This is a genomic window from Comamonas sp. GW821-FHT11H03 (assembly GCF_058807955.1).
The window spans coordinates 513,987-527,729 of sequence record NZ_JBXARF010000001.1; the positions used below are offsets into that span (position 1 = coordinate 513,987).

12 protein-coding genes are annotated in these 13,743 nt (G+C 67.7%); 8 read left to right on the top strand and 4 right to left on the bottom strand.

Going from position 1 to position 13,743, the window contains the following annotated elements:
• Positions 1–2 precede the first annotated feature (2 nt).
• The gene (gene rocF / locus AC1RTQ_RS02445; RefSeq protein ID WP_003081233.1) at positions 3–956 is read left to right on the top strand and encodes an arginase; all 954 of its coding nucleotides are present in this window, start codon (positions 3–5) and stop codon (positions 954–956) included.
• Positions 957–984: 28 nt separating this feature from the next.
• On the opposite strand, the gene AC1RTQ_RS02450 is transcribed toward rocF, so the two are convergent.
• The gene (locus tag AC1RTQ_RS02450; RefSeq protein ID WP_492874066.1) at positions 985–1,704 is read right to left on the bottom strand and encodes a Crp/Fnr family transcriptional regulator; all 720 of its coding nucleotides are present in this window, start codon (positions 1,702–1,704) and stop codon (positions 985–987) included.
• A gap of 165 nt (positions 1,705–1,869) precedes the next feature.
• Between AC1RTQ_RS02450 and AC1RTQ_RS02455 the strand changes: the two genes are divergently transcribed.
• Genes AC1RTQ_RS02455 through AC1RTQ_RS02485 form a run of 7 tightly spaced genes read left to right on the top strand, consistent with a single transcriptional unit; the run spans position 1,870 to position 11,317 of the window.
• Entirely contained in the window at positions 1,870–2,934 is a 1,065-nt protein-coding gene (locus tag AC1RTQ_RS02455) for a porin (protein ID WP_492874068.1), read from the top strand.
• 12 nt (positions 2,935–2,946) lie between these two features.
• Positions 2,947–5,085 (top strand): acetate--CoA ligase family protein, encoded by a 2,139-nt coding sequence (locus AC1RTQ_RS02460; protein ID WP_492874070.1) that lies wholly within the window; start codon positions 2,947–2,949, stop codon positions 5,083–5,085.
• Positions 5,086–5,125: 40 nt separating this feature from the next.
• Positions 5,126–6,238 (top strand): Bug family tripartite tricarboxylate transporter substrate binding protein, encoded by a 1,113-nt coding sequence (locus tag AC1RTQ_RS02465; RefSeq protein WP_492874072.1) that lies wholly within the window; start codon positions 5,126–5,128, stop codon positions 6,236–6,238.
• 55 nt (positions 6,239–6,293) lie between these two features.
• Positions 6,294–7,682, top strand: a complete 1,389-nt coding sequence (locus AC1RTQ_RS02470; protein ID WP_492874074.1) for a DUF1254 domain-containing protein — start codon at positions 6,294–6,296, stop codon at positions 7,680–7,682.
• A complete protein-coding gene (locus tag AC1RTQ_RS02475) occupies positions 7,679–9,034 on the top strand; it encodes a DUF1254 domain-containing protein (protein ID WP_492874076.1) in 1,356 nt (451 codons plus the stop codon). The genes AC1RTQ_RS02470 and AC1RTQ_RS02475 overlap by 4 nt, the downstream gene beginning before the upstream one ends.
• Before the next feature lies 1 nt (position 9,035).
• Complete coding sequence (locus AC1RTQ_RS02480) at positions 9,036–10,289, top strand: alkyl sulfatase dimerization domain-containing protein (RefSeq protein WP_492874078.1); 1,254 nt, start codon at positions 9,036–9,038, stop codon at positions 10,287–10,289.
• 35 nt (positions 10,290–10,324) lie between these two features.
• Positions 10,325–11,317 (top strand): Bug family tripartite tricarboxylate transporter substrate binding protein, encoded by a 993-nt coding sequence (locus tag AC1RTQ_RS02485; RefSeq protein WP_492874079.1) that lies wholly within the window; start codon positions 10,325–10,327, stop codon positions 11,315–11,317.
• A gap of 118 nt (positions 11,318–11,435) precedes the next feature.
• Here the strand turns inward: AC1RTQ_RS02485 and AC1RTQ_RS02490 are convergent, their stop codons facing one another.
• The 3 genes from AC1RTQ_RS02490 to AC1RTQ_RS02500 form a co-directional block, all read right to left on the bottom strand.
• Positions 11,436–12,173, bottom strand: a complete 738-nt coding sequence (locus tag AC1RTQ_RS02490) for an amino acid ABC transporter ATP-binding protein (RefSeq protein ID WP_034373277.1) — start codon at positions 12,171–12,173, stop codon at positions 11,436–11,438.
• Between the two features lie 143 nt (positions 12,174–12,316).
• Positions 12,317–12,988: an amino acid ABC transporter permease gene (locus tag AC1RTQ_RS02495; protein ID WP_302089010.1), complete on the bottom strand. Its 672-nt coding sequence runs from the start codon at positions 12,986–12,988 to the stop codon at positions 12,317–12,319.
• Between the two features lies 1 nt (position 12,989).
• A complete protein-coding gene (locus tag AC1RTQ_RS02500; protein ID WP_302089009.1) occupies positions 12,990–13,742 on the bottom strand; it encodes an amino acid ABC transporter permease in 753 nt (250 codons plus the stop codon).
• Between the last annotated feature and the right edge of the window lies 1 nt (position 13,743).

Genomic DNA, 13,743 nt, shown 5'->3' on the forward strand with positions numbered 1-13,743 from the left:
TCATGGCATACACATCGTCCACACTGATCGGTCTGCCCACCGATATCGGTGCCTCACGCCTTGGCGCGGCCATGGGACCCGATGCCCTGCGTGTGGCCCAGCTCGGTCCAGCCCTTGAACGGCTGGGCGTGCAGGTCAGCGATCTGGGCAATCTGAGCGGCCCCGCCAACCCGCGTGGCGCGCGCGATGCCCAGGGTCTGCGCAATCTGGCCGAATGCCTGAGCTGGAACCGGATCGCCCATGACGCGGTACTGCAGGTGCTGCAGCAAAACCGGCTGCCCATACTGCTGGGTGGCGACCATACGCTTGCCACAGGCTCCATCAGCGCCGTGGCCCGCCATTGCCGCGCCACGGGCAAGCAGCTGCGCGTGCTCTGGCTCGATGCCCACTCGGATTGCAACACCCCCGAAAGCTCGCCCACGGGCAATCTGCACGGCATGCCGGTGTCAAGCCTCTGCGGACTGGGGCCGACGGAGCTGGCCTCGCTGTCGGGCACGACTCCCGCTCTGCCCGCCTCATCGTTCTGTCAGATCGGCCTGCGCAGCGTGGACGAGAGCGAAAAGCACATGATCCGAGAGCTGGGGCTGGAGGTCTACGACATGCGGGCCATTGACGAGCTGGGCATGCGTGAAGTGATGCGCCGCGCACTGCTCACCTTGCTGGGACGCAACGACAGGGACATCCACCTGCATCTGAGCTTCGACGTGGACTTCCTGGACCCCGATATTGCTCCCGGCACCGGCACGCCAGTACGCGGCGGTCCCACCTACCGCGAGGCCCAGCTGTGCATGGAAATGATTGCCGACACCGGCCGTCTTGCCTCGCTGGACATTGTGGAGCTCAACCCGGCGCTGGACCTGCGCAACCAGACGGCGGAGCTGGTGGTGGATCTGGTGCAAAGCCTGTTCGGCCAGAGCACGCTGATGCGCCCCGCGCCGCAAGCAGCGCCGCGCTGAGGCCGGCACCACACGTGCCACAGGCGGATCAGCCGCCGCCCGCCTGGCGCAGGGCTTCGAGGTCGCGGATGGTCACGCGCCCATAGGCCGCATTGATCACGCCCATCTGCTCCAGCGTGCGCAACTCCTTGTTCACGGTCTGGCGCGAGACCGCCAGCATGGCCGCAAGATCGCCCTGCGAGATGCGCAGGCTCACGGCCTGGCCGCCTTCGATGGGCTTGCCGTGGATCAGCGCCAGCCGCGCCAGCGCATCGGCCACATGGTTGGCGGTATCGCCCAGGGCGCGGCGCTGCTGGGTGGCGATCTGCTCGTGCAGGCGCTCCAGCACCAGCATGCAGACATCGCGCCACAGCGCCGGATACGCATCCAGCACGGCCATGAAGGCCCCGCCCGGCAGGTGCACGAGCACCGTGCCCTCCTGCACCACGAAGTGATAGACGAAGCGGATGTTGCCCAGCATGCGCACCAGGCTCACGATCTCTCCGGGGCCGTGCAGCGACAGCACGAAGCGCACGCCCGCTGCATCCACGCCCTCCACCGCCAGACGCCCCGAAGCCACCACCAGCACCTCGCGGCGCGATCGCTCGCCGACCATGAGGGGCGTTCGCTTGTCATAGCGCCTCAGCCGCGCCACGTCCACCACTTCGTCCAGCACGTCATCCGGCCAGTGCCCCATCAGCGGGCACAGCCTCAGGGCACGCCGTATCAGCGCCACGGAATCGGCTTCAGGGTGGTATTTGCGAGGCATGGATCTGTGTGCGCGGGAAAACAGGCTCCGGGTTAGTCCCGGGCTTGAGTGCCGCCAATTGTCAAAGGGTTGACAGAGTGCCAACCGCACTGGTTCGGATAGTAGCAGTCACACCACAGCACAAGGCTGTGCGCCCGTGCAAAGCACAAACACAGGAGACATATCGTGGAGCACAAGCAATGGCTGGTCGCCGCAGGCTGGGCAATGTTCGGCAGTGCCGCCTGGGCGCAGAGCAGCGTGGAGATCTTCGGCGTCATGGACGTCCATCTCAACAGCGCCCGATCAGGGGCCACGCGGCTGACACGCCTGGAGGACGGCGGCAGCGCCGCCTCGCGCATAGGCTTTCGCGGCGTCGAGGAGCTGGGAGGCGGCTGGCGCGCCCGCTTCATGCTTGAGGCCGGCGTCACTCCCGACACCGGCATGGGCACCATTCCCGGCCCTTCCCTGGCCTTCACCCGCCAGTCCTTCATCGGCCTGAGCGCGCCCTGGGGCCACGTCCAGATGGGCCGCATGTACACGCCCATGTTCAGCGCCCTGTTCAGCGCCGATCCGTTCGGCATGAATTCGCTGTTCTCTCCCACCAACCTCGGCTATAGCACTGACGGCCAGCCGAGCCTGAAGGCCTTTGCCGCGCGCGGCAGCAATCTCGTGCGCTACCGCCTTCCCGAGGGCCAGCCCTGGGTGCTGGACCTGGCCTACTCGTTCGGCGAGGTGCCCTCGCCCAACAGCAACAACGCCCGGCTCTACGGCGGCACCGTGGGCTGGAACCGGAAGCCCTTCTTCGTGGCCTACAGCGTCCAGAACTCCACAGAAGGCAGCGCGGCAGCGCCCGTGGCCACGCCGCGCACCAGCCGCTACCAGACGCTGGTGGCCAGCTGGGAGGCCATGCCTGAGCTGCGCCTGAGCGGCAGCTACAGCCGCGGCAGCATCAACCAGGCCGGTACGGGCGACGCCCGCCTCCTGCAGCTGGGCACGGAGTGGAGCGCAACCTTCACATCCAAGGTGCTGCTATCGGTGGCACGCCGCAAGGTCGACGGATCCGAACGCCGCCAGACCGCCTGGACCCTGGGCTACGACCACTACCTGAGCAAGCGCACCACGCTGTACGCGCGCTGGCTGCAACTGAGCAACGCGGGCGGCTCCTCGGTATCCATCGCCAACGTGCCCGTGGTGGCCGACAGCGGCAACGGCGTGCGTTCGCTGGCACTGGGCGTGCGCCACAACTTCTGACAGAGGAACTTTATGCAGCCATCCATGGACTTTGATTTCGCCGGGCTGGACGCCCTGTTCTCGCCACGCTCCGTCGCCGTCGTCGGTGCCACCGACTCGCCGCAGCGCATAGGCGGCATTCCGCTCGACTACCTGCTGCGCTTCGGCTACACGGGCCGCCTGCATGCCGTGAACCCGCGCGCGGCCACGGTGCAGGGCCTGCCGGCCCACGCGCGGCTGACCGACATCCCCGAGCCCGTGGATCTGGCCATCGTGGCCGTGCCCCAGGCCCACGTGGCCGCAGTGCTCGAGGACGCGGCCGCAGCCCGCGTGCGCTCCATGGTGCTGTTCTCGTCGGGCTTTGCCGAGACCGGCGCCGAAGGCGCGGCGGCCCAGCAGGCCCTGCAGGAACGCGCCCGCGCAGCCGGCGTACGCCTCATAGGCCCGAACTGCCTGGGCTTCATGCGCCCCGGCCACCAGACCTATGCAACCTTCTCGCCCGCCCCCAATGCGGGCCGCGTCAAGCCCGGGCGCATAGGCCTGATCAGCCAGTCCGGGGCCTTTGGAGCCTATGCCTACAGCATGGCGCGCGAGCGCGGTCTGGGCCTGTCCCTGTGGGCGACCACGGGCAACGAAGCCGACGTGCAGCTGGCCGACGGCCTGGCCTGGCTGGCCCGCGATCCGGAGACCGATGTCATCATGGCCTACTTGGAGGGCTGCCGCGACGGCGAGCGCCTGCGCGCGGCCCTGGCGCTGGCGCGCGAGCACGGCAAGCCCGTGATCATGTTCAAGGTGGGCACCAGCGAGCTGGGCGCGGCCGCGGCCGCCTCGCATACGGCATCGCTGGCCGGCAACGATGCCGTCTATGACGCCGTGTTCCGCCAGTACGGTGTGCTGCGCGCCCACACCATCAGCGACTTCTTCGCGCTGGCGGCCAGCGCCTCCATCGCGCCGATTCCGCGCAACCGTTCCCTGGGCCTGCTCACCGTCTCGGGCGGCGTGGGCGCCATGATGGCCGACGACGCCAGCGCCGCCAGCCTCGACGTGCAGCCCCTGTCCGAGGCCGCCCAGCGCCAGTTGCTCGAATGGGTGCCGTTTGCCGCGCCGCGCAACCCCGTGGACATCACGGGCCAGGTCACCAACGATGTCACCCTGCTCGAGCGCAGCGCCGAGCTGATGATGCGGGATCGGAACTTCGCGAGCTGGCTGGGCTTTTTCGCCGCGGGCGGCCTGTCCGACGCGTTCTGGGCCGTGCTGCGCTCCCTGGTGGAAAAGCTGCGCGCCGCCCACCCCGACACGCTGCTGGCCATCTGCACGCTGTGCTCCGACGCGCGCCGCGCCGAGATGGAAGCCCTGGGCTGCCTGGTGTTCTCGGACCCCAGCGCGGCCATACGCTGCATAGGCGCCCTGGCATCGCTGGCCGATGCGCCGCGCGCAGCGCCGCTGCCGCCGGCTTTCCCGGCCCAGTCCGCGCTGCAGCTGCCCCCAGGCAGCCTGTCCGAAGCCCGCAGCATGGAACTGCTGGCCGAGGCCGGCATGCCCGTGGTGCCCCACCAGCTGGTGCGCACCCAGCAGCAGGCGGCGCAGGCCGTGCAGGCCCTGGGCGGAACCATTGCGCTGAAGGTGGCCAGCGCCGACATCGCGCACAAGTCCGAGGTCGGCGGCGTGGCGCTGAACCTGCGCACGGCCGTGGATGCGGGCGCCGCCTTCGAGCGCATTCTCGCCAGTGCGCGCCAGGCACGGCCCACAGCGCAGTTGGACGGAGCGCTGGCCGCCCGCATGGTGCACGGCGGCGTCGAATGCATTGCGGGAGTGCACCGCGATCCGGTGTTCGGCCCGGTGCTGATGTTCGGCCTGGGCGGCATCCACGTCGAAATCCTGCGCGACGTGTCGCTGCGCGCACTGCCCATCACCCGGGACGATGCCCTGGCCATGGTGCAGGAGCTGCGCACCTTTCCCATCCTGGCTGGCGCGCGCGGCAAGCCGCCCGCGGACCTGCAGGCGCTGGCCGATGCGCTGGTGGCCCTGGCCGACTTTGCCCAGCGCTGCGGCGACACCCTGTCCAGCGCCGAGATCAACCCGCTGATCGCCCTGCCCCGGGAGCAGGGCGGCTGCGTGGCGGTCGATGCGCTGGTGATAGGCGCCGACCGCTGCACAGTCCCAGCCCGCTGAGCGCGGCCCGCATGCCCTCTGCTCCAACCCAAGGATTCGCATGAAGACCCATCACACCCAAGCCCCGGCCGCTGGCGGCCACAACGACGGCGCCATGCCGGGCCTGCCTGCAGGCAGCTGCGCAGCCGACTCCAGCACCGACTACACAGCCCTGTCCCGGCGCAGCTGCCTGCGGCATCTGGCGGGCCTGGCTCCCGCACTCGCTCCCGTATTCGCCCTGACTCCGGCCGCCGCGCGCGCCCAGGGCAGCTACCCCAGCCGGCCCGTGCGCATCATCGTGCAGTTCGCGGCCGGCGGCTCCTCCGACATCCTCGCGCGCACCCTGGGCGACGGTCTGTCCAAGCGCCTGGGCCAACCCGTCATCGTGGAAAACCGCAGCGGCGCGGGCGGCATCATTGGCACGGACTACGTGGTCAAGAGCGCCGCGGACGGCTACACCCTGCTGCTGACCGTGCCCGGCCCCATCGCCGCCAACCTGGTGCTGTACAAGAAGCTGCCCTACGACCCGCGCACCGACCTGCGCATGGTCTCGGACGTGGCCGGCCAGCGCACCGTCATGGCCGTGCACTCTTCCGTGCCTGCCAAGACCTTTGCCGAGCTGATCGAGCTGGTGCGCAAGGCGCCCGGAGACTACGCAATGGGCTCCTGGGGCGCGGGCACGCAGCCGCACCAGATACAGGCCTTCATGGAGCGCAAGTACGGCGTCAAGGTGCTGCACGCCGCCTACAAGGGCGAAAGCCCCATGGTCTCCGACCTCATCAGCGGCATGATCCAGATGACCTCGGCCTCCATCTCCACGCTCAAGCCCTATATCGAGTCCGGCCGGCTGCGCGCCCTGGCCGTGCCAGGCACCAGCCGCACCACCGCCATGCCCGACGTCCCCACCTTTGCCGAACAGGGCTTCAAGGACAACGTCTACACCTTCATGGCACCCACCTCGCTGATGGCTCCGGCCAAGACGCCCGACGCCATCGTCGAGCGCATAGGCCGCGAGGTGGCCGTGGTGGTCCGACAGCCCGAGATGCTGCGCCGCCTGCAGGAAATGGGGGCCGACCCCATAGGCAACACGCCCGCCCAGGCCGCCAGCGACTATCAGTCCTACCTGCCCGTCGCCATTGCGCTGACCCGGTCCACCGGCGTGCAGCCGAACTGAAGCCCTGCCCCCTTTTCCCGAACGCCTTCCTGTTCCTTTTGCAAAGGTAGATTCCATGACCCAGTCCACCACGACCCTGCAGCAGACGCGCCAGGCTCTGGCCCGCTCCATAGGCCAGGCCGCCTTCGTCTACGGCTACCCGCTCACCGAGACCTACCGCACCTGCGCCCTGCAGACCGCCGAGCAGGCTCGGCTGCGCCCCGGCAGCTCGGCCGGCTCGGATGTGCGCGCGCCCATGAACACGCTGCACCATGCGCCGCGCCCTTCCACCCACGAGGATCGCGACGTGGTCACTCCGGCCAACGACCTGCTGTATTCCATGGCCTGGCTGAACCTGGAAGGTGGCCCCATGCTGCTGACCATTCCGTCCTCGGCCCGCCATCCGGAGCGCTACTTCGTGCTGCCGCTGTACGACGCCTATACCGAGAACTTCGAGAACCTGGGCCCGCGCAACTGCAATCCCGAAGGCGAGACCGTGGTCCTGCTCGGCCCCGGCGGCCAGGTGCCGCCATCGATGTCCCATCTGCGCGCGGTGCACTGCCCCACCCACCTGGTCTGGCTGATAGGCCGCATCCTCGCGGGCGACGAGAGCGACTGGCCCGCAGCGCGCGCGCTGCAGTCGGAGATACGTCTGGAGCCCGCGCCCGGCACCGTGCTCCAGGGTCGCCCCGCCGCCATCGCGCACTGGTGCGGCGAGCCTGTGGACGCCATGGCCGCAGCCTTCGAGAACGGAGAGCCCGCGCAGCAGGTGGCGCCGCGCTTTTTCACCAATCTCTGCCAGGCGCTGGCCGAGGCGCCTGGCCGCATCGAGGACCGCGGCCTGGTCGCCTGGCTGGGCCAGGCCGGCCTGGTGCCCGGCGTGCCTTTTTCCTGGGAGGCACTGGACGAGCCCACGCGCGCCGGCCTCATCGAAGGCTTTGCCGACGGCGTGCAGACCGTGGCGGCCATGGGCAGCAACCGCCGTCCTAGGCCGTGGACTATGACGACCAATACCGGCCGCTACGGCAGCCACTTCCTGATCCGCGCCCGCACCGCCTACCTGGGCCTGGGCGCGCTGGCCACCACCGAGGCCATCTACTCCGCCTCGCACTACGACGCCGACCTCGAGCCGCTCAACGGCCAGCAGCGCTATGTGATGCGCTTCGAAGCGGGCGACCTGCCGCCGGCCGATGCCTTCTGGTCCGTGACGCTGTATGACAGCGACCGCTTTCTCTACCCCAACGACATCCGCCGCCACGCCATCGGCGACCGCACGCCAGACCTTCAGTTCGGCGCCGACGGCAGCCTGGAGATACAGATCGACCACGAGCGCCCCGCCAATGCAGCCAACTGGCTTCCCTCGCCCGCCGGGCGCTTCTATCTGATACTGCGCATGTACTACCCGCGCGACGGCGTGCAGAGCTGGCGCATTCCCGCCCTGCAGGCACAGGCGGTGCACGCATGACGGTCACCACAACGGCCGCCGCACAGCAGGCCCTGGCCGAGCAAGCCGTGACCTGGGCCTACCCGCTCTACGAGATGCGCCGCATGCGCGCTGCCACCTCGCCCCGGCGCACCGAGGCGGGCCAGGCCGCGCCTGAAGGCATGCGCTGGTGCAACCTCTTCACCCACGCGCGCCAGCTGCTGCGCGCCGGCACCAGCCGCGTGGTCACACCCAACAACGACACGCTCTACACCAATGCCTGGCTGGACCTGGGCGCAGGACCGCTGGTCATCAATGTGCCCGACACCGCGGGGCGTTACTACGTGCTGGGCCTGCTGGACTTCTACACCAATCCCTTCGCCCACATAGGCCCGCGCCTGACCGGTACCCAGGCGCGCTCCTTCCTGGTCACGCCGCCAGGCTGGAGCGGCGCGCTGCCCGCGGGCTTCGATGCGCCCGGCGCCCACATCCAGGCGCCCACGCGCTGGCTCTGGATCATAGGCCGCATCCTGGTGGACGGCCCCCGGGACCTGGCGGCCGTGCATGCGCTGCAGGACGGCTTCAGCATGGCCCCGCTGGCCGACTGGCTGGCCGGCCAGGCGGCAGTCGCGCCCGCACCCCACGCCTTTACGCCGGACTGCGACCCCCAGGCCCCGGCCACGGCAGCCCACTTCGCTGCCCAGGTCAACGCCGCGCTGCGGGAGAATCCGCCGCCCGCGGCGCAGCGCGAACTGGTGGAGCGCTTTGCAGCCGTGGGCCTGGGCAGCGGCTGCACCGGGCCGGACGAGGGGCAGGCCCCGGTCCTGCAACAGGCGCTGGACGCCGTGCTGCTGCGGCTGCGCAGCGCACAGTCCGGCACGAGCCAGGCTTCGGGCTGGATCGTGCCGCCGCTGGTGATGGACAGCTTCGGCGACGACTACGCCACCCGCGCCCAGGTAGCGCTCAAGTACATAGGCATGCTGGACGGGCGCGAAGCCGTCTACCCCATGGCCTGGACCGATGCCCGGGGCCTGCCCCTGGACGGCGGCGCGCGCTACCGCCTGCGCTTTGCGCCCGGGGCCCTGCCGCCCGTGGACGCGTTCTGGTCCATCACCCTGTACGACGCGCGCAGCTACATGCTGGTGGACAACCCGCTGGACCGCTACGCCATAGGCGACCGCAGCACCGGCATGCAGCACGACGCCGACGGTGGCCTGACCCTGCACATACAGCACGCCGCGCCACACAGTGAAGCCGCGCGCGCCAACTGGCTGCCCGCGCCCGAAGGCCGCTTCTACCTCTGCCTGCGCGCCTATCTGCCGCGCACCGACTTGCTGAACGGGCGCTACGCACTGCCGCCGCTGCAGCGCCTGAACGATGAACAGGAGACCTGACATGGACAGCAAAGACGACGACAAGCCCTTCCTGCTCGTGGGCACGGGCAGCGAAACCGTGGCCCCGGGCCTGCACATACTGCGCGGCCAGGGCCAGTCCTTCGTGGCCGAGACGGACGCCGGCCTGGTGGTCGTGGACGCTGGCCCCGGCGGCTCCGTTACCCAGGGCATGATCGACAGCCTGCGCTCGCTCAGCGACGCCCCCGTGCATGCGCTGTGCTACAGCCACGGCCACATCGGCTACAACGCCGGCGTGCCTCAGTGGCTGGAGCATGCGCGCCAGCGCGGCGAGCCCGCGCCCCGCCTCATCGCCCACCGCAACGTGCTGCGCCGCCACGCACGCTACCGCGAGACGCAGGCCCTGCAGCACCGCATGGCCGAAGTGCAGTTCAACCGCTCACCCGGCTTCTTCGAGCGCCGGCTGGCCATGCACGAGCCCACTGAAACCTTTGACCAGCGCCTGGTCATAGGCAGCGGCGAGCAGCGCATCGAACTGCTGTGGACTCCGTCCGAGACCGACGACGCCATCGCCCTGTGGAGCCCCGCGCAGCGCGTGATCTACGGCGGCGCGGCGCTGCTGGACTCCATTCCCAACATCGGCACGCCGTTTCGCACGCTGCGCGACACCGTGCGCTGGGCCGGCACGCTCGAAGCCCTGGCCGCGCTCGATCCACGCATCGCCGTGCGCGAATTCGGCCCTGTGATCGAGGGCGAGGCCGAAGTGCAGAAGGTGCTCACCCACACGGCCCGCGCGCTGCGCTGGCTGCGCGCCGAAGTGGTCAGCCTCATGAACCAGGGCCTGGGCGAGCAGCAGGTGCTGGCCCGGATGCACTACCCCGAGGAGCTGTTCGGCATGCCCTGGATGAAACCCACGTATGGGGACCCCAGCTACATCGTGCGCGACATCTACCGCTCGGAAAACGGCTGGTGGGACCGCAATCCCACCACCCTGCACCCCGAGCCGCCCGAAGCCGTGGGCGCCGCCGTGGCCCGGGCCATCACCGACAAGGCCGCCGTCATCGCCAGCGCCCAGGCCCTGGCCGACGCCGGCCAGTGGCAACTGGCCCTGCACGTCATCGACCTGCTGGCCACCGCCCATGGCGACGCGCCCGAACTCGCCCAGGCGCGTGCCCTCAAGGCCGCCTGGCTGCGCGAGCGCGCGGCCCAGGTCGCCAGCTATGTATCGCGCAATCTCTACAAAGTCAGCGCCGACATGATCGAGCAAGGCACGCAGGGCCGCTTCGGCATCCGCTAGCCCGCCCGCTGGCCAGTCCCACCAAGGAGATATCCATGCACACTCAACCGCACCACCTGCGCCGCTGCCTGGCCCTCGCTGCAGCGCTGGCCTCCGCCACCTCCGGCACCGCCCATGCGCAAGACACCGCCGGCTACCCCAGCCGGCCCGTGACCCTGGTCGTGCCCACAGCGGCCGCAGGCGGCACCGACACCATTGCCCGCCTGTTCGCCGACGCGCTGGGCAAGGCCATGAAGCAGCCCTTCGTGGTGGACAACCGCCCCGGCGCCAACGGCATCATCGGCGTCGATTCCGTGGCCAAGGGCCCGGCCGACGGCTACCGCCTGCTGTTTACCTACGCGGCCACCATGGCGGTCAACCCCAGCCTCTACCGCAAGCTGCCCTACGACCCGCTCAGGGACTTCGCCCCCATCGCCCAGATCGGGCGTGCCGGCAATCTGCTGCTGGTCAGAAAGGACCTGCCCGTCAACACGCTGCAGGAATTCGTGAGCTATGCCAAGGCCCATCCCGACACGCTCAACTACTGCTCCTGGGGTCTGGGCTCGGGCGGCCACCTGACCATGGAAAGCCTGAAGAAACAGGCCGGCATCACCATGACCCACATCCCCTACAAGGGCTCCGGCCCCTGCGTGCAGGACATCATGGGCGGGCAGGTGGATGCGGGCTTCGGTGACACCGCCACCACCGTGGAACTGGTCAAGGCCGGCCGCGTGAAGGCGCTGGCGCACAGCACGGAGCGGCTGCCCTCCCTGCCCGAGGTGCCTTCCATGACCGAGGCCGGCTACCCATTCAAGAACTACTCGTGGTACGGCATCTTCGCGCCGGCCAAGACCAAGCCGGCCATCGTCGCGCGGCTCAACGAACAGGTGCTGCGTGCGCTGCGCGACCCGGTCCTGATCCAGCGCATGCGCGAGCTCAACTTCTCGGACCTGCCGCTGACCACGCCTCCGCAATTCACCCAGACCCTGCGCCAGGACCTGGACGACTGGAGCCAGCTGGTCAGGGAAACCGGCGTGCAGCTTGACTAGCGCGCGCCGGCCAGGCCCCGCCTGATGCAGGCGGGCTCATCTTTTATTCAAACCCTCTCATGGCCTGACCATGAAAAAAGGCGCTCCTGCGAGCGCCTTTAGCGGGTTGCCTGCAGCATCAATGCTGCAGGATCTTGTTGAGGAATTCCTTGGTACGCGGCTGGCGGTTTTCGGGATGACCGAAGAACTCGTCCTTGCTGCAGTCTTCCAGAATCTTGCCGCCCACGTCCATGAAGATCACACGGCTGGCCACCTTGCGCGCAAATCCCATTTCGTGGGTCACGCACATCATGGTCATGCCTTCATGGGCCAGGCCCATCATCACGTCCAGCACTTCGCCCACCATTTCAGGATCCAGCGCCGAAGTGGGTTCGTCGAACAACATGACGATGGGATCCATCGACAGAGCGCGCGCAATCGCCACGCGCTGCTGCTGGCCACCGGAGAGCTGGCCGGGGAACTTGTCCTTGTGAGCGGTCAGGCCCACACGGTCCAGCATCTTCAGGCCACGGGTCTTGGCGTCGGCAGCACTGCGGCCCAACACCTTCATCTGAGCGATGGTCAGGTTCTCCGTCACCGACAGGTGGGGGAACAGCTCAAAGTGCTGGAACACCATGCCCACGCGGCTGCGCAGCTTGGGCAGATTGGTCTTGGGATCGTGCACTGCCGTGCCGTCCACAAAGATCTCGCCCTTCTGGAAAGGCTCCAGCGCATTGATGGTCTTGATCAGCGTGGACTTGCCGGAGCCCGAAGGGCCGCACACCACCACCACCTCGCCCTTGTTGATATTGGTGGAGCAATCGGACAGCACCTGAAAGCTGCCGTACCACTTGGAAACGTTCTTGAGTTCAATCATTTTTCACTCCGACTTTTGTCAGTGATCCATCGCAGCGCCTGCAACGGGCTCGGTCAGGCCAGGGTCGGCCAGCAAGGGCCGCCCCGCAGCCGAGGCCGTCGTCCCCCTTGAGGGGGAGGGCGCAAAGCGACTCAGGGGGTGTTTCATCGAATAATGGCGATCTTCTTGTGCAGACGCTTGACGAACCAAGACAGTGCAAAGCAGATCACAAAATAGGTCACGGCAGCCGCCAGATAGGATTCAATCGGCCGGCCATCATTCTTGCCCGCCAGCTCGAAGCCCTTGAGCATGTCGTAGGCGCCGATCGCATAGACCAGCGAAGTGTCCTGAAACAGGATGATGGTCTGCGTCAGCAGCACGGGCAGCATGTTGCGGAAGGCCTGAGGCAGCACCACCAGACGCATGTTCTGACCATAGGTCATGCCCAGCGCCTGGCCGGCAAACACCTGACCACGTGGAATGGACTGAATGCCGGCGCGCATGATTTCAGAGAAATATGCGGCCTCAAACGCCACAAAGGTAATGATGGCCGAGGTTTCCGCGCCGATGGGCTTGCCGATGAGCATAGGCATCAGCAGGAAGAACCACAGAATCACCATCACCAGCGGGATGGAGCGCATGCCGTTGACATAGATGGTGGCAGGCAGGTCCAGCCACTTCTTGCCCGACAGACGCATCAGCGCCAGCAGCGTGCCAAAGAAGATGCCGCCCAATGTGGCAATCACCGTCAGCGTGAGACTGAAATACAGGCCTTTGAGCACATAGTTGCTGAAAAGGCCCGGCGAGAAAAACGACCAGTCAAGGTTGAGATTCATATCAGTGGCCTCCACCGCTGGCTGCAATCAGGCCGGGAACGCGCGAACGCTTCTCGATGAAGGCCATGATGCGGTTGATGATGAAGGCAGAAATCACATACAGACCTGTCACAGCCATATAAATTTCGACGCCGCGAGCAGTCTCTTCCTGGGCCTGCATGGCAAACATGGTCAGCTCGGCCACGGAAACGGCAAACGCCACGGACGAGTTCTTGAACACGTTCATGGCCTCGCTGGTCAGCGGCGGGATGATGATGCGAAACGCCATCGGCAACAGCACATAGCGGTAGGTCTGGAAGGTCGTGAACCCCACGGCCATACCGGCGTAGCGCTGGCCCCGCGGCAAAGCCTGAATACCGGAGCGCACCTGCTCGGCGATACGCGCCGAGGTGAAGAAACCGATCGCAAATACCACCAGCACAAAGCCCGGCAGGGACTTCATTGCAGGGAAGATGGCCGGAACCACGTGGTACCAGATGAACACCTGGACCAGCAACGGAATATTGCGGAACAACTCCACCCAGACATTGCCCAGGCGCACGATCCACGGACGATCGGGCAAGGTACGCAAGGTACCGATGACTGCGCCCAGCACCAGAGCGATGACCAGCGACAGCAATGCCACCGACACGGTCCAGCCCCAGGCCGACAGCATCCAGTCCAGATAGGTGATGTCACCGTTCTTGCCAAAACAACTCTGCCCGACCTCTTGGGTAATGGTGTCCTGACAGAACACCTGCCAATCCCAACTCATA